Origin of the sequence: Gordonia insulae (assembly GCF_003855095.1) — a bacterium.
Lineage (GTDB): Bacteria > Actinomycetota > Actinomycetes > Mycobacteriales > Mycobacteriaceae > Gordonia > Gordonia insulae.
Genome location: NZ_CP033972.1, coordinates 1,775,709 through 1,799,210 on the forward strand (window position 1 = coordinate 1,775,709; position 23,502 = coordinate 1,799,210).

Genomic DNA, 23,502 nt, shown 5'->3' on the forward strand with positions numbered 1-23,502 from the left:
CCATCCCGCCTCTTGCCATCGCACCGTTTCTCATCGCACCGTTTCTCATCGCAGCGCCACCCGATCCGCACGCCACATCCGGGCGTACCGTCCACCGGCACGCACGAGGTCGTCGTGCGTACCGATCTCGGCGATCCGGCCGTCGTCGAGAACGACGATCTGATCGGCGCCGGCGATGGTACTGAGCCGATGCGCGATGGTCAGCACGGTTCGGCCGGCCATCAGCCGTGAGAGTGCCGCGCCGACAGCCGCTTCCGACTCAGGGTCGGCCGCCGACGTGGCCTCGTCGAGGACGACGACGGGGGTGTCGGCGAGGATGGCCCGGGCGATGCACACGCGTTGCGCCTCGCCGCCGGACAGTTGGGCGTCGACACCGACCGTCGAGTCGTAACCGCGCGGCAGCCGGGTGATCCGGTCGTCGATGTGCGCGGACCGAGCCGCCGCCCGCACATCGGCGATGTCGGCGTCGGGTCGCGCCAGGCGGATGTTGTCCGCGATCGACATGCGCAGGAGCGCCACGTCCTGGAAGACGAAGGCGACGACACGATAGAGATCCTGTGGCGCGATGTCGCGAACGTCGGTGCCGTTGAGCGTGATCGTCCCTCCATCGACGTCCCAGAACCGCGGGATCAGCCGGGCGAGGGTGGACTTCCCCGATCCGGATGCGCCGACCACCGCGGTTGTCGTCCCCGGCGCCAACGTGACGTCGATGTCGGTGAGAACAGGGGCGCCGGTCGTGTATCCGAATGCGACGCGGTCGAATCGGAGGGCCACCGGCCCCGGCTCGGGTGGCCGCGGCGTCTCGGGCGTGGGCAGCGGCGGTTCGGCGAGGAGTTCGTCGACGCCGCCCAGCACCATGGAACTCCGGCGCCACGTCATCAAAGCGGTGGGTACCGCCCAGACCCCGCGCGAGACGATCCACGCCAGCAGCAGAAACGCCACCAGGTCGACCGGCGCGAGCAGGCCCGCCGACACGAGCGCCGTGCCGACGAGCACGACCAGCCCGATCACCGACATCCAGGACGCCAGTACGGCAGTCATGCGCCCCCGCCGCAACTGATCGTTCTCGCGGCGGATGTAGCTGTCGGCGTAGTCATCCGCGGCGACGCGGAACCGGTTGTTCTCCCGGTCGGCCAGACCGTAGACCTTGGCGACCGCGATCCCCTGGCTGAGTTCGGTGGTGCGGGCCGCCAGCGTCGTCCTGGCCTCCTCGTACCGGCGGTCCGCGGCGGACGTCGCGCCCATCCGCCGCCATTCCAGCGCCGACGCGATGGCGACCGGGACTGCGATCACGAGCGCAAGCACCCACGACACCGTGAAGAGGTACACGAATGCGGCGGCGGTGACGGTGACGTAGCGCGTGAGGTTGGGCAGGGCCTCGCCCACCAATCCGGTCACCGTACCGACATCGGTGTTGACCGATGTGCGCAGACGGGTCACCGCGTTGCCACCGGTGAACCAGCCCAACGGGATTCGCGAGACATGGTCGACGACCTCGCACCGCAGCCCGAGCTCGATGCGCCTGCTCGCGGCAAAGCTCAGGGCGTAGGAGATGGCGTGCACGACCGGTACGCCGAGCAGCAGGACCACGGCCACGACGACCGGCGTCCACGAGATCTCTCCCGTGTCCACCGGTCGACGTACCGAGTCGACGATCGCCACATACGCGCCGACGACCATCAGTGCGCACACCGCCTGCAGCGCCATCGCGGTGCCCACCCGGAGGCGGGCCGGGCGGATGGTGCGTAGCAGTGACGCGGGTCCGATCTCAGTCAACGGTGCGTCAGTTCCCGTTGCTCGCCGCGGGGAGCTTGTCGAGTGCGGCCGACAGAGATCCGAGGCTCTTGATCGCACCGGCATAGGTCTCGGACGACGCGTAGGCGACCGGCACGACGTTGCCCGCACGGACCGCCGGCAGGTTCTTCCACGCCTCCGAGTCGAAGACGGCCTGCATGCGCGGATACTTCAGCGAGCCATCCGGATTGACCTGGTACACGATCACATCGGCATCCGCGAGATCGGACAGTCGCTCGATGGACACTATCTCCGACGTCTTCTTGGGGGTGCCGCCGGGGAAGGAGATCCCGATGTCGTTGGCGATGTTGGTGGTGAACGAGTCGTCGTACTCTCGCTGGTACGAATCGGCCTGCGTCGAGTTGAACACCGACAGGGCCGCGAACTTCTTGCCCGCGACGGTGCCCTGGTACTTCTTCTTCAGGTCCGCGGCCAACTTCTCGTACTCGGCCTTCTGCCGGTCGAACTCGTCGGTCTTGCCTGCGGCGTCCGCCGCCTTCTCCCCGACCTCGCGCCATTCGGTGGGGGTCGACGGCCCCAGGCTCAAGGTGGGTGCGATCGCCTGGAGCTGCTCGTCACTGATGCCGGACTTGTAGGCCTTCTGCGGGAAGCCCGAGATGATCAGGTCGGGCTTCAGGGCCGCGATCTGCTCGTACGAGAGTTGGGTACCGCCACCGGCATTCGTCTTGGCCGTACCGGTGGACAGCGTCGCGACGTCCTGGTATCGGGTGATCGCGTCCTCGTCGACGATCGTGCTGGTGTCGTAGCCGCTCGTCGCACCGATGACCGGGGCGTCGGCGATGAACAGCGATGGGATGACGCGTGACAGCGCGACGATCCGCTGCGGCTGCGCCGGGATCTCGAAGCTCCCGTTGGCGGCCGCGAAGGTTCGGGTCGTCGCCGAACTGTCCGCACTGTCCGATGCACCGGATGAGCAGCCGGTGGCGACCAGCGCCGCCACGGCGACGCCGCTCGCCATCACCAGTCGAAGGTTTCGTCGCATTGTCCTCGGTTCTCCGTCTCTTTCTCGACGCCCGGGTCGGGCGAACATCTACGTCTGTGACCGCGAATCCGGATGTCGGCTGCTGCGCCACAGGGTCTCCACCCGGGAGACCCAGCGGCTCACCGAGTCTGCGTCGAGGAGCCGCGCGTGCGGTATCGCGTGCTCACCGACGACGCGGATGTCGTCGAGGTGCGGACCCCAGGCCTCGGCGATCGAGGGCATCTCGGCGGGCCGCCCGGTCGTCGAGCCGATCAGCACCGATGGCACGTCCACCGATCCGGCGGTGCCGTGTGACAGCATCTGCTCGCAACGGGCGTACGCATCGAACATCGCACGAAGATCGTCGGCGTCCACCGAACCGTCGCCGACACCGGAGACGTTGCCGCCGAGCATCAGTCGTACGAGTTCCGCATGATCGGCGTTCTCGTCGGCACCGGTGGCCTGCCGCAGCCCCTGTTCGGTCAGCGCGATGGCCTCTGCGGTGGTCAGCGGACCGGGTGCGCGCCGTGGCACCGGGTACGCGTCGACCACGGTGAGCGAACCGACCACATGGCCGCGGCCGATCAACTCGCCGGCGAGCGCGAACGCCAGGTGGCCGCCGTAGGACCAGCCGAGCAGATCGACGCCGTCGGGACCGGCGAGCGTGCCGGCTTTCTCGAGGCTGTCGGCATAACGGGCGACCAGCTCACCGATGTCGGCATACGGGGGTTCCGAGTCGACCTGCGCGGGATCGCGCAGTGCCGTGAGCCCCCAGCCGTCGGGAAGGTGCGGCAACAGTGCCGCGTAGGGGATGACGAGTCCGAAGCCCTCCGGGAGGCAGACCACCGTGCGGCCGGATCCGGCCTCGGCGAACTCCAGGATGAGCGGACTGGTCGCACCGACAGCGTCGGAGACCTCGGTCGGACCGACGTCGATCCGCTGGGCGATCTGCCGGATGGTCAACCCGGACAGCAGGTCCCGTACGCTGACCCGATCGCCACCGGGCAGCTCGGCGAGTCGTGACACGAGCCGCATGATCACCAGCGAATTGCCGCCGGCGTCGCGGACCGATGTGGTGACCGACACCGATTCCACGCCGAGCAGTTCCGTGACCACCGCGCACACCTCCCGCTCGCCGTCGGTCGCCGGCGGCTCGTGATGCTCGTCGGCAACGGTGATCTCGGGAAGCGCGCGGGTGTCGACCTTGCCGTTCACGGTGAGCGGAATGGCATCGACGCCTGCGATTGCCACGGGAATCATGTAGTCCGGCAGGCGATCACGCAGGTACTCGCGCAGTTCGCATTCGTCGACACGTCGCAGATCGTCGGTGGACACGACGAAGGCGTGCAGTTGCGGCTGCCCGGTCCCGCCGGTCCGCGCGACCACCGCGGCGCGCGCCACGCTCGGATGTGTGGCCAGGGCGTCGGCGATCTCACCGGGTTCGATCCGATAGCCACGGATCTTCACCTGGTCGTCACCGCGACCCAGGTAGTCCAGCGCCCCGCTCGTCCGCCACCGCACGAGATCACCGGTCCGGTACATGCGTTCCCCCGGTGTACCCCACGGGCAGGCGACGAACCGGTCCGCAGTCTTCTCGGACTGCCCCAGGTAGCCGCGCGCCATCCCGGCGCCGGCCAGGTAGAGCTCCCCCACGACGCCGGGCGGGACCGGTCGCAGCCCGCGGTCCAGGACGTAGGCCCGGGTGTTGGCGATGGGCCGGCCCAGCGTGGGATACGGCGTGTCGGCCAGGTCGGCACCGAGCGCATTGATGGTGTATTCCGTAGGGCCGTAGAGGTTGTAGGACTCGACGCCCGGTGCGTCACGCAGCTTCTGCCACAACGCCTCGGGCACGGCCTCACCGCCCAGGGAGACGAACACGACTCCCACGCCATCGGCGGCGGTCGACTTCCCGGCGGGTCGTTCCCGGTCCAGGAGTCCGTTCTCGACGAGTACGTCGATGTAGGACGGTGTCGCATCGAAACCGTCGACCGACGTCGCGTCGTAGTGACTCAGCAGTGCCGGCGGCTCCTTGCGCATCTCCTCGTCGATGATGTGCACGTGGTGTCCGGTGAGCAGCCAGAACAGCTGCTCCCACGACGCGTCGAAGGAGAACGAGGTGGTGTGCGCGATGGCGAGCCGTCGCCCCTCTTGATGGGCGACGACGCGATCGAAGATCTTCTCCTGGTGATTGACGTACATGTTGGTCAGGCCGCGGTAGCCCACCGCGACCCCCTTCGGACGCCCCGTCGAGCCTGACGTGAAGATGACGTACGCGAGGTTGTCGGGATGCACGCGGCCGCGTTCGCCCGGCCCGAGGGTTCCGCCGTCCCGGGTCGCCAGTTCACCGCGGACCGCGTCATCGTCGAGCAGCACCGACCCGACCTCGACGCCGTCGATCAGCCGAGTCAGTGTGGAGGTGGTGACCACCACGGTGGGCGCGGCGACCCCGATCATGTACTCGATGCGGTCCACCGGATGGTCGGGGTCGATGGGGACATACGCCCCGCCTGCGGCGAATACCGCGAACATCGACACGACCATGCGTTCGTCGCGCGGCAGCAGCAGGGCCACGCGGCTCTCGACGCCGACTCCGCGGGACCGGAGCAGACGCGCCAATCTGTTGACCTGCGAATGCAGTTCGGCAAACGACATCCGGACGTCTCCGGCGATGACGGCCGTCGCATCCGGGGTGCGCGCCGCTTGCTCGTCGAAGAGGTCCGCGACGGTCCGGGTCGATTCGTCACGCGCCGTGTCGTTCCAGTCGGTGACGACGCGGCGCGTCTCGTCCGGGGTGATGACGTCGAGACCGCCGACGGTCGTCATCCGGTCGGTGGCCATCGCGTCCAGCACGGCGACGAAACGGTCGGTGAGCGTGACGATCTCGGCGTCGTCGAACAGGTCGCCCCGATACGCGCAGCGCAGGTGGATGGTGTCACCGGGATGGGCGGCGAACGACACCGGATAGTGCGTCGAGTCGTCGAGCACGGTGTCCGTCACCCGGATGTCCGCGCCGTCGGGTCCGTAACGGCGATCGGTGTCGGTCGCAGGGTGGTTCTGGGTGATGAACAGCGTGTCGAACAGTTGATGCAGCCCGGTGTCGCGGGTGATGTCGACGAGGCTCAGGTACGGGGCGTCGACCACATCGATCTGTGCCCGGTGCTGCCGCGTGAGCAGCGTGTCGACGTCCTCCCACGGGTCCACCACAACCCGGACCGGGACGGTGTTGAACAGCAGGCCGACGATGTTCTCGGAACCGGGCAGTTCCGGGGGACGTCCGGACACGGTCGTTCCGAAGGCCACGTCCGACGAGCCGGTCAGGCGTGCCAGGGTGACCCCCCAGGCCGACTGCAGGACGGTGCTGACGGTGGTGCCGGTGGACCGGGCGAGCGATCGCACGCGATCGGTGAGATCTCGCGACAGGTCGCGGTGGTGGTCACGTGCTGCGCTCGGATCGGCATCGCGACCCACCGCATCGGGCCGGAGCAACGACGGCTCGGCGAATCCGGACAGGTACCGCCCCCAGGCCGAGCGGGCGCCCTCGACGTCCTGCGTGGCGAGCCATGCGCAATAGTCACGGTACGGCGTGGGTGCGGGGAGAGTCGCGCCTGACGGGTCGTCATAGAGGGCGAGCAGCTCACCGAGTACCAACTGGTAGGACCAGCCGTCGATCAGGATGTGTTCGAAGGTGATCGCCAGAAGCCAGCTGTCCCGGTCGAGCTCGATCACCAGGAAGCGGATGAGTGGCGGCTGCGCTGCGGAGAACGGCCGGGCGCGTTCGTCGCGCAGGAGGTCGACGGCCGCCGGCTCGTCCGCCGCCACCTGTACCCGCATCGGTACGGGCGTTGCGCGGGGCACCACCTGCAGACTGCGGTCGCCGGTGGTGACGAATCCGGCGCGCAGGTTGGGATGTCGGCTCAGCAGTTCGGACACCGCGGCCCGCAAACGCTCGATGTCGGGCGTGCCGCGAAGGGTCAGCCGTGCCTGCGACGCGTAGAGGTCGGGCACGCCTTGCTCGGCGGCCATCCGCAGGTGGAACAACAGCCCTTCCTGCAGGGGGGACACCGGCAGGACGTCCTCGAGAGGCCCGAAGAGTTCGGTACACGTGCGGGCCTGCGCCGGCGGCAGCGTGACGAGGGGCGTGATCTCGTTGGACTGCAATGCATTACGCGCACCTAGGTCGACGAGGGCACGCAGATCGTCAGCGGGCCCGACGCCGAGTTCCGCGACCGTCTGCGTCATGGCCGGCAGGTCGATGCTCCCGGCGGCGCCACCTCCGACACCGATCGCGGTCAGGCGGATCATCCGACGACCATCCGTCTCGTCGCCGACATGGGCGGTCACCACGAGGCCGTATCGACCCAGTTCCGCGGGCGCGTCAGCGATCTCGACCTCGGAGTCGAACACCTGCAGCAGGATGTCGGCGTCCGGGGCGTCGTCGAACATGTCGCGGGTGTGCACGTTCTCGTGCCGCAGCAGCTGATAGACCTTCGCCTGTTCCGCGGGGACGCGGACGCCGGCAACCGAGTGGTACGCCGCACCCGGCTCGTCGAGCAGTACGTCGGTCGCCAACGCCACCGGGTGTCGGTGCACCACACGGCCGGGCGTGCACGCGATGTCGGCGTCGCGGGCAGAGGTCTCCAGGTCGACCACCACGGTGTCGGCGTCGCTCGATGCCACACGGGCGCCGAGCATCACGGCCAGTGCAGTGAGCACCGTGTCCGCGGTGTCGCGGCCGGTCACCGGGGCCGCGGCCGCGGCCGCGCGCCGGACGACGTCGGTGGCGTGCACCGGCTCGGCCTGCCCGACCGCCTGATCCTCCGTGAGTCGGAAGACGTCTGCGTCGACGTTGTCCTCGACGAAGTCGACCCAGAATTCGTTGTCCAGCAGCTCGTCGTCGGCGGCGATGTCCGACCACCGACGTCGGACCACGCCGGGATCGGGTAGCACCGGCATCTCCGGCCGGGACACATCCGCGGTGAGGTCGTGCGCCAGCGTCATGAGCATGCGGGCGGTGGTGTCGACCATCACGGGGTCGCCGTAGCGCATGCACAGGCGCCCCGCGGTGACATGACCCGTGTCGTCGATGTGACAGCCCACACCGACCCGCGACGGCCACGGGTGCGTGACACCGTCGGAGGTGTACCGCACCGCGGAGAATCCGCCGGCGACGGCCATCGCTCGTTCGGCCTGCACCGGACACAGCGGGTCGGGCGTGACCCCGTTCCCGGTTGCGTCCGATCCGCCGAAGATGATCGGCGCGCACGCGAGATAGGCGCGCCGCAGCGCCCACACCGGGACCGGGTCGCCGATGGGCAGGTCGATCTCACCCACGTTCGGCGACAGGTCGGCGCCGGCTTCCCGGTCCGCCTCGGCGACGGTGTCGACGGGATCGGGGGTGGCGGTCACCGCCGCAGCGGACAGCCGGGTGAGTTCGTCGACGGGCAGCGACTCGTCGGTGGCGATGGCCACCGCGACCGCGGCAACGGTCTCCATGATCCCGTCGATGGTCTCGACGTCGAACAGTTCGCGGGCGTAGTCGACACCGACGACCCAGGTCCCCTCAGATGTCTCCTCGACACCGAAGACGAGCTCGAACTTGGCCGCGTCGGAATCCGGCGACAGCCCGATCCGGTCGTACATCTCGGCCCGCTCGACGTGGCGCAGGGTGTCGCCGCCGAGGTCGAACTCGCGCGGCATCGCGCCGTCGCGGTAGGCGACCATCACCTGGAAGAGTGGCGATCTCGCCCCCGCACCCGCCGCCTCGGGGCGCTGGTCGCGCATGGCATCGACGACGAGCTGGAACGGGGCCGTCCGATGCGCGACCGCGGACAGATTATCGTCGCGGACACGGGCGAGCGCGCCGATCACGTCGGTGTCGCCGGACAGGTCGACCGTGAAGACGACCGTGTTGACGAAGAACCCGACGACGCCGGCCAGCCGTTCGTCATCTCGCAGGGTCACCGGACTGCCGAACCTGACCTTCTCGCCGGCGCCGTACGCCCGCAACGCGATCGCGATGACGACCTCGGCCAGCATCAACGGGCTGGCCGCGTGTCGGTTCCCGAGATCGCGTAGCGCGCTCCCCACGTCGGCGGACAGGCGCACACGTCGACTCGCGACGGTGTACCCGCGACCGGGCTCTGGCGGAACGGCGTGCGGCAATGACGTCGTCGGCGGCCCGCCGGCCAGGCGGTCGCGCCAGAACTCGAGGTCCTTGGCCAGCGCCGATCGGGGATCGTCGGGGTTGCCGAGGCGATCTCGCTGTCGCAGCGCGAATTGACCGTACGTCACGGGCAGCGGGGTCCACCGGGGCGAACGGCCCGAGCTGCGCGCCCGGTACGCCTCCACGAGCCCCGACACCACGTGTGGGAACGAACCCTCGTCTGTCGCGATGTGATGCCCGGAGAGCACCAGTGTGGTTCGGTTGCGACCGCGCACCAGCAGGAGCCGGAGCGGGATGTCGGCGGACAGGTCCATCGGACGTGCCAGGAACTCACGCACGGCCGCGGCGGCGCCGGCGTCGTCGTCGACGTCGCGGGCGGTGACGATCTCGTGGCCGGGCAGGTGCGCGGTGTCGAGAACCTGCTGCCCCAGTTCCGCGCCGTCCCAACGGAAGACGGTGCGCAGTGCCGGGTGGTGGTCGACGAGGTCGAGCAGCGCCGCGGTGAGGGCATCGATGTCAAGCGGGCCGTCGGTGTCGAAGAGCCCGCCCACGCGGTAGGCCGACCTGTCCCCCGACATCTGCTCGGTCAGCCATAGTGATTGCTGGCCATAGGATGCCGGGGACACCTCGCCGACATCGATCAGGGCGAGGTCGTCCGCGGAGTCGGCGGCACCGACCGCATCCACGGATTCGTTGTCGGTGGACAGTCGCAGGGCCGCGGCGAGCCCGGCCGGTTCCGGGTTGTCGAAGATCTGCTGGATGTCGGTGCGGATGCCGTGGGTGGCCAGTCGCGCGACCAGTCGGTTCGCCGACAACGAATGCCCGCCGAGCGCGAAGAAGCTGTCCGTGGGAAGCACCGTCTCGATGCCCAGGATCTCCGCAAAAGCGGTGCACAGCAGCAACTCCAATGCCCCGACGTCGCCGGGCATCGCCGCCGGCGGGTGCGGCGGTGGGGTCGGCAGCGCATTCCGATCGACCTTGCCGTTGGCGTTGCGCGGCAGCCGATCGAGAATCATCACGGTGGCGGGCACCTGGTGACGAGGGAGGGTGTCGATGACACGTGTCCGGATCTCCGACGGTGTCGGCGCATCCATCGGATCCGCAACCGTGACGTAGGCGACCAGAACGGGCTCACCCGCCACCAGTTCGCGGGCGACGACCACGGCCTCGGTGATCGTCGGCACAGCGGTCAGCGCACTCTCCACTTCGCCGGGGTCGATCCGCAAGCCGCGCAACGATATCTGATGATCTGCGCGGCCGAGGAATACCAGCCGACCGCCGGACCAGGCGACCAGGTCGCCGGTTCGGTAGAGCCGCCCGCCTGCACGCTCCGACCAGGGGTCGGCGACGAACCGACTCGACGTCGCCGCGGTGTCGCCGAGATATCCGAGCGCGAGCTGTGCGCCCGCCACATAGAGTTCGCCGGGCACCCCGGCGGGCACCGGTCGAAGCCACGAATCCAGGACGTGCACCGCGGTGTTGGCGACAGGTCGCCCGATACTGAGCTCGGCATCCGGATCGGCGAGGTCGGCATAGGTCACGTCTCCGGTGACCTCGGTCGACCCGTATGAGTTCACGATCGCCGCCGGGGCCAGGGAGCGCACGCGGTTCAGCGTCGGCTCTGGTAGTTCCTCGCCACTCAGGATCCACCGGCGCAACGACGCGGGTCCGGGGTCGTTCGAGCGGGCCGACTCCCGTTCGCCGAGAAGCTCCTCGGCCACCGAGGGGACCACGGTGAGGGCGGTGGCCGATGCCTCGTCGGCGACTGCTCGCAGCCTGGCCGGGTCCGCGACCTCCTGCTCGTCTGCGATGATGACGCGCGCACCGGCGTGCACACCCGCGAGGAGCTCGGTGACGCCGTCGATGAAACCGATGGAGGACTTGGCGATCCGGACGTCCGGTCCGTCATCCGACCAGTCGCGGCGTGCCCAGGTCAGTCTGTTCGCCAGAGCCGAGTGGGAAATGGCAACGGGTTTCGGTCGTCCGGTGGAGCCCGAGGTGAAGATCGTGACCGCGGTGTGCATCACATGCAATGGTGCGCGCCGCTGGTCGTCGGTCACCGGCCGGGACGAGTACTTCCCCACCTCGGCGGGCAGATCGTCGAGGAGCACGGCGTCCCGGTCGTCGCGCAGCAGTCCGCGTTCCACGACGGGGCGATGGGTGAGGACCACTCGTGCCGCGGCCGACTCCAGCAGGAGCCGGATTCGTGCGTCCGGCGCCGAGGCGTCGATCGGTACACACACGCCGCCGGCTTCGAGTACCGCGAGGACCGCGACGGCGAGATCGTCGGTGCGCGGCGGGATCACGGCGACCGGGACGTCGGGCCCCACGCCGCGGTCGATGAGCAGTCGGGCAAGCCGGGCCACCCGGGTACGCAATTCGGTGGCCGGTACCTCACCGGCTCGGGTCACGAGCGTCGGACGGCTCTCCCCGTCGAGGACGAGGTCGATCACGGAACCGGACGGGACATCCTGGTACTCACCACGTGTCGGCGCGTCCTCGACGGCCTGCTCGTCCGACTCGGCCAGGGCGATGCCCGCGATCGGTCGATCCCAGTGGTCGTCCCGGATCGCTGCGGTGACGAAGTGGGCGAGATGGGCACCGAGGCGCCGCAGTTCGTCACCGTCGAACCGCTGGGCATCCGCATCGAGCACGAGCTCGAGCGCACCCGATTCGGTCAGTCGACGTCCGGTGACGGTGAGCTCGGCGACCGGGCCGCGCGCCAGCGAGTGGATCGTCGCCGGTACGTCGCCGAACCGGAGTTCGTCACCGAACGGCTTGATGTTGATCCATACGCCGGGTCGGCGACCGTCGCCGTACCGGGCGATCTGCTCGCCGCGCAGCTTGGTGTGCGGCCGGACTTCGCGGATCGCGTCGCGCGCCCGGGTCATCGCCGCGTGCGGGGTGGTCTCCGGCCCCACGGCCAGATGTACCGGAACCACGTTGACCGCCGTCATTGGCACCGTCAATGCCGCGGAGCCGAAACGGTTCATCACCGGGAAGCCCACGGCGATAGGCGTTTCCGATGACGCCGCGGTCTCGGCGGCGATCCAGCCGCCGATCAGCGCGGTGAGCGCGTCGCTCCACGTCGCGGAGTCGACCGCGGCACGCCGGGCGAGACCATCGCCCACCGACGCGGGCAGGTCTACGACGTGCGACCGTACCTCCGCGGCGATCGGCGCATCGGCATGGCGACGCGCCAGTGCGGCGATGTCGTGTGGTGCAGCGGCGAGCGCGCGCCAGAACTCATCGTCGGCCCGATATCGTGGCGACGTCCGATACCTCTGCTCCTCGTCGACGACGTCCCCGAGCGCACCGAATGAGCTCGGCGGCTCCGGCTCTCCGGCCGAGCGCGCCGAGTACACCTCGGCGGCACGGCGGCCGATGAGGGTGAGCCCGAACGCATCCGCGACGATGTGATGGGCACGGAGACAGACGATCCGATGGTCGGGCGCCACCTCGAGAATCGCAGCGGTACAGCATGGTCCGGTGGCCAGGTCGATCGCGAGGTCAGATTGGTCACGCATCCACGCGAATGCGGCATCCCGGTCGTCGACCGATACGAGTGCGATCCGGTCGATCCGACCGAGGTCGTGCGTCCACAGCTCCTGCACCACCGAACCGGCCTCGGCAGCGAACACCGCCGACAGGCCTTCCGCTTCGGCCAGCGCGCTCGCCAGAGACCGCCGCAGCAGGTCGCCGTCGACCGTGCCGCGCAGTTCCCACGCCTGCGCGACCACGAAGGTGGCGGATCGACCGGGCAGTTGCTGGCCGAACCACATCGCGGCCTGCGCCTCGGTGGCCGGTACCCGACGGACGGCGGAGAGAGTGGATGACGACATCGCAGTCCTCAGCGCGACGACAGCTGATCGACGGCGCCGGGGACGGGCTGGGCGGGATCGTTGCCGAGCGCGACGATCTGGTTGTCGCCGTTGACATGGACCACCTTCGGCTGATGAGCGATCAGCTCGGTCTCGTCGAGTTGCAGAAACGACATGATGATCACCAGGTCGTCGGGGTCCACCAGGTGGGCCGCGGCTCCATTGATGCAGATGACGCCGGTGTCCGCGGGTCCGGTGATGACGTAGGTCTCCAGACGTGCACCGTTGGTGATGTCGACGACCTGAACCTTCTCCCCCTCCACCAGGTCCGCGGCGCGCATCAGCGTCTCGTCGATGGTGATCGATCCGACGTAGTGCAGATCGGCCTGGGTGACGGTGGCTCGGTGGATCTTTCCGTTCACAACGGTACGCAGCATTTGTCAGCTCTCCCTCGGTTGGGCGGGTCGGCAAGGCGGCTGGGTTCCCTCCCATGGACCCGCCTTGGCAGCAATTAAGCCTATCGTAGAACAACCTGAGTTGGTAGATTGTGGCGCATGGGTGATGACGAACTGCGCCACGATCCGGTGTTCCTGCTGTCCCGGCCGGACGAGCACGTGATCGCAGCCGGCGCGCATCGCCGCTTCGACCACCTCGGCGACGCCCGGACACACCTGCGCAGTGGCGACGGCTCGGCAATTGTGGGCGCACTCCCCTTCGACCTGCGACGTCCGTGCGCACTCACCGCACCCGTGGAGTTCCATCGACGGACTGGCCGATGGCGCGGTCGGCAACCGACCGGAGCCGTCGCGGCCCGCGTGACCGAGGCACACCCCGAACCCGCGCAACATGTCCGGCGCGTGGCACATGCGGTCGCCACCCTCGCCGACCCCTCGAACGGGATGGACAAGGTGGTGCTGGCCCGCAGGCTGTCCCTGGAATCGTCGGACCCGTTGTCGCCGTGGGAGTTCGCCGCCCGTCTCAGCGCACGCGACCACGCCGGCAACGCATTCGCTGCCGACCTCTCCCCGGCCGGGCCAGACTTCGACGGCCACCATCTGATCGGATCGAGCCCCGAGGTACTCGTCCGCAAGGACGGCGACGTCGTCACGTGTCATCCGCTCGCCGGTTCCACGCCACGCAACGCCGATCCCGCGGTGGACACGGCCAACGGACATCGACTGCGGAGATCGGCCAAGGACCGTCGCGAGCACGGCTATGTGGTGGACGCCCTGGCGTCGGCGTTGGCCCCGCTCTGTCGCGAACTCGATGTGCCCGCCGAGCCGACGCTCACGACCACCCCGACGATGTGGCACCTGGGTACGCCGATCCGCGGTCTCATCACGGACCCCGATATCACCGCGCTGGACCTGGCGGCAGCGGTCCACCCCACACCGGCGATCTGCGGCACCCCGACTCCCCGAGCACGCGACCACATCCTCGCCGTGGAGGGCGACCGCGGCTTCTACGCCGGTGCCGTCGGGTGGTGCGACAGCACCGGCGACGGCGAATGGATGGTCAGCATCCGCTGTGCCGACCTGGGTCCCGACGGGCGGCAGCTCGTCACCTGGGCCGGCGGCGGTATCGTCGCGGATTCCGTACCCGCGGACGAATTGGCCGAGACATCGGCCAAGTTCCGCACGGTGTTGTCGGCGCTCGACGTCGCCGGGTGAGTTCTTCTGCAACCGAGGCCGAACGACGATAGGCTATCCTGGGCCACGGACCCGGCGTCTGCGGCCTCGTCGGATCCCGCCGTGAATCGCGCTCTCGAGCAGCCCTCGGTACGCGACCGCGGACGGCCCTCCGATCGACAGTCAGGGATGCCACCGATGTCTCCGTCCTCCGAGGTACTCACCTCAGCCGAGGCCACGGTCCCCGACGACGAGGAGCTCGCCGAGCGCCTGCGCGGTGAAACCCTCTCCGAGCGACCGTGGATCGAACTGCTGCCCTGGTTGGCCGAGTACCGACAGGGACCCGGACTCCTCGCCGATGACGAGATCGTCGTCAACGCTTGGATACCCAGCAGCCCCGCGGAAACCCTGACCGACGCAAACCAGGAACGCTTCTGCCACCGCATCGCCGAGCGCTATGTGGCGGACCGGCCGTCTCGGACGCTCATCGACGATTTCCCCCAGGTGCGGGCGGGAGCCGAGCCCCTGCCCCTGCCCCGCGCAGCCCGAGAAGCACTGACCACCAACGGTGTCGACACCATCGCCGAGCTCATGACCCGGTCCGTCGGCGACATCGGGCGACTACCGGGCATCGGGCCGATCACACTGGTCAATCTCGTTGCACGGCTCGTCGCGAGATCGGCGGTCATCCACGCCGACCCGTCCGACTCCGCAGTCCCGGCGGACGCCGAGTTGCGGGCGTTTCTGACGTCGCTGTCCGAGCGCGACCGACTCGTTCTGTACGACCGAATCCTGGCGTCACGGCCCAGAACCCAGTCGGAACTCGCCGGGATGCTGGGTACCTCACGGGAGCGCGTCACCCAGATCGACCGCGGTCTGCGGCAGCGCCTGGCCCGGTCGCTGGCCGCGACACCAGGTCTGCGGGCACTGGAGGCGGAGATGATCCGACGTGCCGATCCGGTGATCGAGATCGATTCGCTCATGGACGACTTCCCGACCCTCGGTACGTCTGTGGGCGAACCCGGCATCCCACTGTGGCATCTGCTGACCGCCGCAGCACCGAACCTGATCGCCGTCGACGACTGGATCATCCGGGGCACCCTCAAAGCGGTCGCCGCCGCGACCCGGGCCACCGTGGACTCGCTCGCCAATCCGGAGGATCTGGCGCCGATCCAGGCCGTCGCGGACAGGCTCGGCCTGTCCCTCGAGTCGACCCGGAGATGGTTGCGACGCAGCGGATACGCCTTTCTCGGTGACCATGCGATCCCGTCGACCGCATCCACCGGCGACCTGGTCGCCGCGTACTTGTCCACCGCGGACGCATCGCAGACCTTCGACGAGATCGTCGCCGGCCTCACCGCTTTCCCACGCGCGCCGTCGTCGATACGCAACGCCCTGGTGTCCGACGACCGGATCGTGAAGACGGACCGGAACAGCTACGGACTGCAGCGCTGGGGCATGCAGCAGTATGTTCCGGTGCACGTCCAGATCGACCGTATCCTCGCTGCTGCTCGCGGTCCGGTCGCCCTCGCCACGGTGATCGACGAGATCACCGGCGCCTACGAGGTCACCGAGGCCAGCGTTCGTGCGTACGCCAGCGCAGGAGATTTCGTCACCCGCGACGACATGGTGATGCGTCGTACCCGCCCCTACTCGCCGCGCAAATCCCCCACCCGCACGCGTGGCCTGTACCGCGACGGCGACACCATCCACTGGTCGACCACGGCGACCGCCGCCCACGTCAAGGGCTCCGCATTCAACCTGCCGTCCGCCCTGGCCGGCATCGTCGGGATCGCGCCGGGCACACCCGTACAACTGGCCACCCGACACGGCCCCCAGTCGTTCATGTGGGTCTCCGTCCAGGCCAGATCCGGAACGATCAAGCGATTCATCACCGAACTCGGCCTCGCCGAAGGAGATCCGATCGTCCTCGACTTCATGCCGGGCAGGTTCGATGTGCGTGCCGCCGACGTCGACGCCACCGGCTCGCCGACGTCGCAGATCCTCGCCCGACTCGGACGCCCCCGCCGAGGACGCGTGTCAAAGGCCGCGATATCGGAGATCCTGCAGGAATCACTCTGGCTTCCCGATGCCGATGCCGGCTCCATCGTCGCGACCCTGCGGCAGCGCAAGGAGTTCGACCTCGCCGATCTCGTCGAATCCGTATTGCGCTGACCGACGTTCCCACCGCGTCAGCACACCGAGAGCAGCGGCCCCTCGTGCTGCCAACCGTCTCGGTCGATCACCGGCACCACCTCGACGCCATCCGCTGTCGGCGCCGACGCGCTGTCGACACGTGCACACGCTCCGCGGGCGGCACAGGCGATGATCAGCAACATCGTCGGCCGGGTGTTCAGCGGACCGCCCAGTTGCACACAGACGCCGGGCCACAGACCGAGTCGCCGACCGATGCGGTCGGCTTCGCGGAGCAGGTGATCGGTCGTCTCGACCCTGCCCGAGGCCAGGTCGGCCACCAGGCCACCTCCACGTGTGCGGGCCACCCCCGCGCCGACGTCGACGAGTGCGAACTCCTCCGCGACACGGAACACGGGGATCGCCGTCTCGCCGGTGACGAACTCGTCGATCGCGTCCTCCAGGACGTCGTTGTGGGTCTCGTGCGCGAGAAGGAAGTCGAGGTCGAGGTCGCGCGCCTGATCGATCGACGCGTCGTCGCACAGATCGACCGGAACGACGACCGCGTCTATCGCCACGAGTGCATGCCAGGTGAGCACGAAGATCCAACCCGACTGCACCCCGAGCCCGATCCGGCACCCCGAGGCGACCCCACAAGCCTGCAGATCCGCCGACAGGTACTCGACGGATTCCGCGAATCTCTCGAAGTCGACGGGTTCTCCGTCGACCGTCACGGCAGGGCTGAATCCATAGCAATCCTGCGCATCGCTCAACAAGGAGCACGGTTCTACCAGCTGCGTCACTACCATCCCCGTCGCGTTCACAACACCGAAGCGGTGTCCGTTTCGTCGATTTCGCCCGGTTCCCCTGACCGTGGCGGGTGTCGCTCGGTTTTGTAAGGCTATCTTTACCTAACCTCACTATCCCGACGCAACCCGACAGGAGTTGTGCACATGACGCCAACCTCACGCGTCGATGGTGACGTTCCGTGGATCGCACGTCTGCCGGACACGGCGGGAATCCCCCCGACGACGGTGACCAATCGCCTCCACCCGTCATCGCACGCACTCCACTGGCAGGTCTGCGGTCATACCGACTTCGACGTCGACGCCGGCACGGTCACGCTGCCGAGCGATCACGCCATCTGGATCCCCGCCGGAACCCGCCACACGATGACGATCAGCGCCGACTCGGTTGTCGTACCGACCTTTTTCGACTCGTCGATCACCTCGTCGCTACGCAGCGCGGATGTCATCGCCGTCGACTTCCACTTCCGCGCACTGGTACTCGCGCTCGTCGGCGCCGCATACGCTCCCCACCTCGCACCGGAAACCGAACTGCGCCGGCAACTCCTGTCGGTGATCGAGCAAGCCGCTCCCACCGGCGCGCTGAGTCTCACGATGCCGAACGATGGCCCCGCACGTGTGGTCGCCGAGGCACTGCGCACCAACCCCGCCGACGGCCGCACCATCGACGAATGGGCGCGGCACACCCATTCGTCGGCCCGGACCATCGAGCGGGCATTCCGCCTGCAGACGGGTGGCACCTTCCAGCAGTGGCGCACGCACTGCCGGATGGAGACCGCCAAGGCTCTCCTGAGCAGAGCGCAATCCGTTGCGGCAGTATCACATCGCGTCGGATACCACAGTCAGAGCTCGTTCGCACGCGCCTTCCGGGCTCACTTCGGACGGCCACCGGGCGAGTTCATCATCGACTGATCTGGGCGGCAGTGGCGACGCCGTGCCACCTGCTGCGATGATCGCGGTCACATTAGACTTTCATAAGTCTTCCATATACGGTACTCATGCTTGCAAGGCGGGACGCCTGGAACCGGTGGTGACACACCCGATCCGGGCACGGTCGGGGACTCGTGTCGCTCGACGCCGCGAAAACGAGGAGGAGTGGATGAGTAATAGGCACACAGCCTTTCGCATGGCCGGCGTGAGCGCCGTGGCCGCGGGGGCGGCGGCGGGCGCAGTGGTGGCCGGCATCGGTTCGGCGGGTGCGGACGCATTCGTCAAACTGCCCGGCGGTACCGCCCACGGGGTAGGGGTCACGCTGTCCCGGAGCGGCGAGAGCGCTCAGGTGTCACCGTCGATGGCGGGCAACCCCGCGTCGCGGACGGCGTGGGTGAGCGGCACCGTCACCCTCAAGGCACCGAAGCTCAAGCCCGCCAAGGCCGGGCCGAGTTCCGGGCCGGCGGGCGAGTCGGAACTGCCCGGCAGCAACGGCACCATGACCAATGGTGCGGCGGCGACTCTCTCCACCGGTTACATCGTGGGCTGTCAGGTCGACATCAAGGGACTCTCCGGCGACCTGTCGGCCACCCTCTCGGCCTCACCGTCGGCAACGGCCAGCCTGTCGGTTCCCCTGGCCGCAGGCCAGGTCGCGTTCGTGCAGGTGTCCCGGAAGAACATCGAGAAGCCGGGGACTTACACCATCGGATATGACCGTGCACAGCTGACAGTCCAGAACTGCGGCGGCTACGCACAGGCGCGCGCCTTCAGCACCGTCGAGACGACGGGCAAGTTGCATCAGAAGGTGAACCTGTACGGCAAGCCCTTCTCCATCGGATGACAGAGGTCGACATGAAAAAGATTCTCCCCACGCGATTCTCGCGCAATGCCTGCCGTGCCGGTGCCCTGACGGTTGGTGTGCTCGCCTCGGTCCCGCTGCTCGGACAAGGCGTCGCGCACGCCGACACCGACGTCCGGCTGCCCAACCAGACCGTCACCAAGACGCTGGCCGACGGCACCAAGGTGACCATCGCGCGGACCAACGAGCGCGCCCGCATCAACCCGTCGCTGGGTGGCACACCGCTGCACCGCAACGCATGGGTCTCCGGTCGCTATGACGTCAAGTCGTCGGACAAGAAGGCCAGGCTCGGCGTCGGCTCCGGATACATCGTCGGTTGCCAGCTCACGCTGGGCGGCAAGAGCACGACGACGGCGACCGGCAAGCCGGACACCAGCGCCGGGGCCCCGGAGGTCGCCATCACCGGCACCGCGCAGACCGGAGCCGCGGTGACGCTCGGACCGGGCCAGGCCGCCAACTACGTCATCAACGACATCGAGTACCAGGACGAGTTCGGCTCCCGGGCACACGAATCGGCGGTCAAGTTCCGTGGTGAAGGTGCCGTCGCCTACACCAACGAGACGATGATGATCAACGGGTGCGCGGGCTACGCCCAGGCGCGCTCCTATGCGAAGGTCGTGGTCCAGACCGAGCGCACCACGCAGGTCGTCTGGCTGTACGGGAAGCCGTTCAGCCTCGGCTGAGCACCACCTCGAACCTTTCTCACAGGCCCGGGGCTCCACGCGAATGCGTGGAGCCCCGGTGTTCGTCTGCCCACTTCTCGCATGACATCCTGGTGGGGTGTGATTCCTGCTCAGTGCACGATTCCGGGCGGGGCACGCCGGCCCCTATAGCCCAATTGGCAGAGGCAGCGGACTTAAAATCCGCCCAGTGTCGGTTCGAGTCCGACTGGGGGCACACTTCAGCGCTGGTAGGGCTGTTCCTGCGTCTCGTCCGTCAGATCTCGCCCGGTCCGCTCACGATGAAATAACCGCGCGGAGTCCCGGCGTTGCACCACAGGTCAGAATCGTCGAACAACGAGGTGTGATTGTGAAAATCGGGATCATCGGTGCCGGATATATCGGCGGGACGCTGACGCGTCGACTCACCACACTGGGTCATGAGGTGCGCGTGGCCAACTCCCGAGCTCCCGAGACGCTCACCGAACTGGCTGCGGAGAGCGGTGCCACCGCGGTGTGGGCCGCGGACGCCGCGCAGGACGCCGACCTGGTCATCGTCAGCATCCCGCAGAAGAACACCCCTGATCTCGCCCCGGGAATCCTCGACGGACGCAAGGTCGGCGCACCGGTGATCGAGACCAACAACTACTACCCGCAGCAGCGGGACGGGAAAATCGATGGCATCGAGAACGGCACGCCGGAGAGTGTCTGGGTGTCCGACCAGCTCGGTGCGCCGGTCTACAAGGTGTTCAACGGTATCTACTGGAAACACCTGCTGAACAAGGGCGTTCCGGCCGGAACCGAAGGCCGCATCGCGCTGCCGATCGCCGGCGACGACGCCGACGGCAAGAAGATCGTGTCCGAGCTCGTCGATGAGCTCGGCTTCGACCCGGTCGACGGCGGAACACTCGCGGACTCGTGGCGCCATCAGCCGGGAACGCCCGTCTACGGGAAGGACTTCGGCGTCGACGACACGATCAAGGCGCTTGCGGACGCAACGCCCGAACGTACCGAGGAGTGGCGCGCCTGACGGCCTCGCCGGGGCTCGTCACCGTCTTCTCGGACGTCCGGTGGCCCGTCGTGCACCTTTGCCGGGCACCTTCCCGGCGGCCTCACGCGCCGCCCGCTTGGCCGCGGCCTTCTCCTTCGCCGAACGCTTCGCCGTCGGCTCGGAACGACCGCGGGACGAGGTCGACTTGCGTCCACGCACGATGCCGATGAACTCGTCGACGAGATCCGTTGTGGGCGATCGCCATAGTAGGCCCACGGTTCCGACCGGGGCGTCGATCACCGGCCGGTAGGTGAGGTCTTTGCGGTGGTGCAACCGCGCCAGGGATTGCGGCACGAGCACCAGCGCAATCCCCGTGGCGACAAGTTCTATTGCGTCACCGGTTGTTTCGGGTCGATGATCGACGGCGCGGCCAGGACGTTGCGCGACGGTCACCGGCTCGTCGAGCGGCCACAGGAACTGCTCGTCGTCGAGGTCCGCGAGCGTGATCTCCTCGGCCGCGGTCAAGACGTGGTCCTTCGGTACCACCGCCACCGTCGTCTCGTCGTACAGTTCGATCGTGTGGTGCGCGCCGACGTCACCATGGCGGAGCGCGTCGGGCAAGCGGGTGATCGCCATCTCCACCCGGCCGTCGCGGACTGCCTCCGCGCAGCTCTGCACATCGAGGGCGACCAACTGCAGCGCGACTTCGCGTCGGCGTTCGGCCCAGATGCGAGCCCACTTGTTCGGGGTCACACCCGGGACGTACGCCAGACGAAAGGCGGGGACGTCGTCGGGTGTGGTCACCCCCGAAGGCTACCGCCGGATACGCTCGGGGTATGAGCTCGCAGTCGATGAAGCCGGCGACGGCCGCCAAGAAGCTGGACGTGTATCTGCCGGCCACGCCTATCGAGTTCCGGGACGGGTCCATCACCCGCGCGGAGCTCACCGCGCTCCAGACCGATCCGCCGGAATGGCTTCGCACTCTCCGCGCCGACGGCCCGCATCCGAAGAACCTGGTGGCCGCCAGACTGGGGATCTCCAACTCCGGCCTCATCCGAGGCGGGATCACCGAGGCGCTGACGACTGCGCAGATCGATCAACTGCTGCGTGAGATGCCCGAGTGGCTGGCCGCGGAACGCGCCACCCGGGCGGAGGGCCGCCGGGAGGAGCGCCGGGTCAAGTCCCTTCGCGCGGACGAGCGCCGGGCCGAGGAGTCCACTGAGGATCAGTGAGTCATTCGGCCGAGGCATTGACCTGCGTTTGCGGGCCACGCACGGCCGCGCACAGACCTCCGTCGACCAACAGATCGGTGCCGTTGAGGAAGCTCGCCGAATCCGACAACACGAACTCCACGACCGCGGCGACCTCGTCGGCTCGTCCGAGTCGACCGAGTGGTGTCTGCTCGGCCCATGCGGCCATCCGCGGATTGTCGGCGGCCTCCTGCCTGCCCTGCGGGGTGTCGATGAGACCGGGCGAGATCGAGCAGATGCGACCTCCCGCCGGACCGAGCCGCACGGCCTCCTGCTGAACGAACCGGGTGACCCCGAGCTTCGCCAGCGAGTAGGCGACGCCGGGATGCTCGACCATCGGTCCGAAACTCTCGCGGACCCGTTCGAGAAAGTCTTCGTGCAGTGGATCGTCGAGCACGGCGGCGGTGGCGGCGTCGACCTCGATGCCGCCGATGACCGGCGCCATCGACGCGAAGCAGACCCAGGCCGTACCGGCGACCGCGAGTGGCCGAAGCGCGTCGGCCAGCAGCGCCGTCCCGATCAGGTCGACGGTGAAGATCCGTTGCCACTCGGCCATGGTGGGTGAGATCCCCGCGACATGGGCGATCGCCCGCAGCGCGCCGAGCTCACGGAGTCGCGCGGCCAACCGATCGAGCCCCTCGACGTCGGTGACGTCGAGAACGAACGGCTCGACCACGGCGCCTCCGTCGGCGGACAGGTCTTCGGCGGCTGCGGTAACCGCCGCACCGTCGAAGTCCACCAGCACCAGAGCGTCGACCGACGTGGTGAGCCGCCGCGCGCACTCGAGGCCCATGCCACGCCCCGCACCGGTGACGACGCCGACGGTGGTCATGATCGATCCGCCCAGCACTGTCGCAGCGATGGTTCCGCCGCCCTGGTCACGAGCTCCATCCGAAAGCCGGTGTCACTACGCATGAATACGAAGAACGGGGAACCGTCGGGGGCGCTGCGGGTGGCCTCGGTGACATATCCGAGTCTCTCCAGCTCGGCGGCGTCGGCGCCGACGTCGTCGGACCAGTAGCCGACGTGGTGAAGCCCTGAGCCGCCCACCGTTTCCCAGAAGGTCCCCGGCACACTGCGGATGACCTCGAGTCGCGGCGTCGTGGTCGAGTAGGCGCAGGTGATCTCCACCGTCGCCGGCCCGTCCGCGAGGGTCACCTCGATGGGGGCGCCGATCTCGGGGCCCCATTCGTAGTGCAGGAGCGCCGAGAGCTGCGCCCGCGTCGCGTCCAGATCGTCGGTGACGATCCCGACATGGAACAGGTCGTCGGCCTTCATCACCGATGCACCGATTCAAGAACTCTGTTCTGGTTCACAAGAATGATGTTCTCATACGTGCGTCCCGAATTCGGCGCGACCTCAACATCCGCTGTAATCCACCACGGCATCACGTCATCACACATGATTCGACTTCCCTTATGTCGGATCAGTTTCGGCAAACTTCTTATACGCTCGGGTCATCGCCGCCGGCATTCGTCGACATCAC

At 68.3% G+C, this 23,502-nt stretch carries 15 protein-coding genes and 1 tRNA gene; 8 read left to right on the forward strand and 8 right to left on the reverse strand.

Annotated elements, in window-relative coordinates:
• Window positions 1-45 precede the first annotated feature (45 nt).
• From D7316_RS08030 to panD, 4 genes are read right to left on the reverse strand one after another with little or no spacing between them, the layout of a single operon-like run.
• Window positions 46-1,776, reverse strand: a complete 1,731-nt coding sequence (locus tag D7316_RS08030) for an ABC transporter ATP-binding protein (protein WP_164473750.1) — start codon at window positions 1,774-1,776, stop codon at window positions 46-48.
• 7 nt (window positions 1,777-1,783) lie between these two features.
• Window positions 1,784-2,797, reverse strand: a complete 1,014-nt coding sequence (locus tag D7316_RS08035; protein WP_164473751.1) for an ABC transporter substrate-binding protein — start codon at window positions 2,795-2,797, stop codon at window positions 1,784-1,786.
• Window positions 2,798-2,845: 48 nt separating this feature from the next.
• Window positions 2,846-12,781, reverse strand: coding sequence for a non-ribosomal peptide synthetase (locus tag D7316_RS08040; RefSeq protein WP_124707823.1), 9,936 nt, complete (start codon window positions 12,779-12,781; stop codon window positions 2,846-2,848).
• Between the two features lie 8 nt (window positions 12,782-12,789).
• Window positions 12,790-13,197, reverse strand: a complete 408-nt coding sequence (gene panD, locus D7316_RS08045; RefSeq protein WP_124707824.1) for an aspartate 1-decarboxylase — start codon at window positions 13,195-13,197, stop codon at window positions 12,790-12,792.
• 117 nt (window positions 13,198-13,314) lie between these two features.
• Here panD and D7316_RS08050 point away from each other — a divergent pair, with 117 nt between their 5' ends.
• On the forward strand, window positions 13,315-14,430 hold the full coding sequence (locus D7316_RS08050; protein ID WP_124707825.1) for an isochorismate synthase: 1,116 nt from the start codon (window positions 13,315-13,317) through the stop codon (window positions 14,428-14,430).
• Window positions 14,431-14,586: 156 nt separating this feature from the next.
• Window positions 14,587-16,563 (forward strand): sigma factor-like helix-turn-helix DNA-binding protein, encoded by a 1,977-nt coding sequence (locus D7316_RS08055; RefSeq protein ID WP_124707826.1) that lies wholly within the window; start codon window positions 14,587-14,589, stop codon window positions 16,561-16,563.
• Window positions 16,564-16,580: 17 nt separating this feature from the next.
• Here the strand turns inward: D7316_RS08055 and D7316_RS08060 are convergent, their stop codons facing one another.
• Window positions 16,581-17,255 carry a hypothetical protein gene (locus tag D7316_RS08060; protein ID WP_124707827.1) on the reverse strand — a complete coding sequence of 225 codons (675 nt, stop codon included), beginning with the start codon at window positions 17,253-17,255 and terminating at the stop codon, window positions 16,581-16,583.
• A gap of 219 nt (window positions 17,256-17,474) precedes the next feature.
• On the opposite strand from D7316_RS08060, the gene D7316_RS08065 reads away from it, so the two are divergent.
• From D7316_RS08065 to D7316_RS08085, 5 genes are all read left to right on the forward strand, one after another.
• Window positions 17,475-18,239, forward strand: a complete 765-nt coding sequence (locus D7316_RS08065) for a helix-turn-helix transcriptional regulator (protein ID WP_124707828.1) — start codon at window positions 17,475-17,477, stop codon at window positions 18,237-18,239.
• Between the two features lie 187 nt (window positions 18,240-18,426).
• Window positions 18,427-19,098: an MspA family porin gene (locus tag D7316_RS08070; RefSeq protein ID WP_124707829.1), complete on the forward strand. Its 672-nt coding sequence runs from the start codon at window positions 18,427-18,429 to the stop codon at window positions 19,096-19,098.
• Window positions 19,099-19,109: 11 nt separating this feature from the next.
• The gene (locus tag D7316_RS08075) at window positions 19,110-19,799 is read left to right on the forward strand and encodes an MspA family porin (protein WP_164473752.1); all 690 of its coding nucleotides are present in this window, start codon (window positions 19,110-19,112) and stop codon (window positions 19,797-19,799) included.
• A 140-nt stretch (window positions 19,800-19,939) separates the two neighbouring features.
• A tRNA-Leu gene (locus D7316_RS08080) sits at window positions 19,940-20,013 on the forward strand.
• 132 nt (window positions 20,014-20,145) lie between these two features.
• Window positions 20,146-20,805, forward strand: coding sequence for an NADPH-dependent F420 reductase (locus D7316_RS08085; protein ID WP_124707831.1), 660 nt, complete (start codon window positions 20,146-20,148; stop codon window positions 20,803-20,805).
• An 18-nt stretch (window positions 20,806-20,823) separates the two neighbouring features.
• On the opposite strand, the gene D7316_RS08090 is transcribed toward D7316_RS08085, so the two are convergent.
• Window positions 20,824-21,570 (reverse strand): LysR family transcriptional regulator substrate-binding protein, encoded by a 747-nt coding sequence (locus D7316_RS08090; protein ID WP_124707832.1) that lies wholly within the window; start codon window positions 21,568-21,570, stop codon window positions 20,824-20,826.
• A gap of 47 nt (window positions 21,571-21,617) precedes the next feature.
• On the opposite strand from D7316_RS08090, the gene D7316_RS08095 reads away from it, so the two are divergent.
• Window positions 21,618-21,998 carry a DUF5997 family protein gene (locus D7316_RS08095; protein WP_124711193.1) on the forward strand — a complete coding sequence of 127 codons (381 nt, stop codon included), beginning with the start codon at window positions 21,618-21,620 and terminating at the stop codon, window positions 21,996-21,998.
• Window position 21,999: 1 nt separating this feature from the next.
• Here D7316_RS08095 and D7316_RS08100 read toward each other — a convergent pair whose 3' ends face one another.
• Both D7316_RS08100 and D7316_RS08105 read right to left on the reverse strand, forming a co-directional pair.
• Window positions 22,000-22,848 (reverse strand): SDR family oxidoreductase, encoded by an 849-nt coding sequence (locus D7316_RS08100; protein WP_124707833.1) that lies wholly within the window; start codon window positions 22,846-22,848, stop codon window positions 22,000-22,002.
• Window positions 22,845-23,294: a VOC family protein gene (locus tag D7316_RS08105; RefSeq protein ID WP_124711194.1), complete on the reverse strand. Its 450-nt coding sequence runs from the start codon at window positions 23,292-23,294 to the stop codon at window positions 22,845-22,847. Before D7316_RS08105 ends, D7316_RS08100 begins: the two co-directional genes overlap by 4 nt.
• Between the last annotated feature and the right edge of the window lie 208 nt (window positions 23,295-23,502).

Excerpts from the sequence above, each read along its gene's own strand:
- D7316_RS08050 (WP_124707825.1), top strand. The coding sequence starts at position 13,315 with ATGGGTGATGACGAACTGCGCCACGATCCGGTGTTCCTGCTGTCCCGG.
- D7316_RS08035 (WP_164473751.1), bottom strand. The coding sequence starts at position 2,797 with ATGCGACGAAACCTTCGACTGGTGATGGCGAGCGGCGTCGCCGTGGCG.
- D7316_RS08100 (WP_124707833.1), bottom strand. The coding sequence starts at position 22,848 with ATGACCACCGTCGGCGTCGTCACCGGTGCGGGGCGTGGCATGGGCCTC.
- panD (WP_124707824.1), bottom strand. The coding sequence starts at position 13,197 with ATGCTGCGTACCGTTGTGAACGGAAAGATCCACCGAGCCACCGTCACC.
- D7316_RS08075 (WP_164473752.1), top strand. The coding sequence starts at position 19,110 with ATGAAAAAGATTCTCCCCACGCGATTCTCGCGCAATGCCTGCCGTGCC.
- D7316_RS08040 (WP_124707823.1), bottom strand. The coding sequence starts at position 12,781 with ATGTCGTCATCCACTCTCTCCGCCGTCCGTCGGGTACCGGCCACCGAG.
- D7316_RS08105 (WP_124711194.1), bottom strand. The coding sequence starts at position 23,294 with ATGAAGGCCGACGACCTGTTCCATGTCGGGATCGTCACCGACGATCTG.
- D7316_RS08055 (WP_124707826.1), top strand. The coding sequence starts at position 14,587 with ATGTCTCCGTCCTCCGAGGTACTCACCTCAGCCGAGGCCACGGTCCCC.
- D7316_RS08070 (WP_124707829.1), top strand. The coding sequence starts at position 18,427 with ATGAGTAATAGGCACACAGCCTTTCGCATGGCCGGCGTGAGCGCCGTG.
- D7316_RS08065 (WP_124707828.1), top strand. The coding sequence starts at position 17,475 with ATGACGCCAACCTCACGCGTCGATGGTGACGTTCCGTGGATCGCACGT.
- D7316_RS08095 (WP_124711193.1), top strand. The coding sequence starts at position 21,618 with ATGAAGCCGGCGACGGCCGCCAAGAAGCTGGACGTGTATCTGCCGGCC.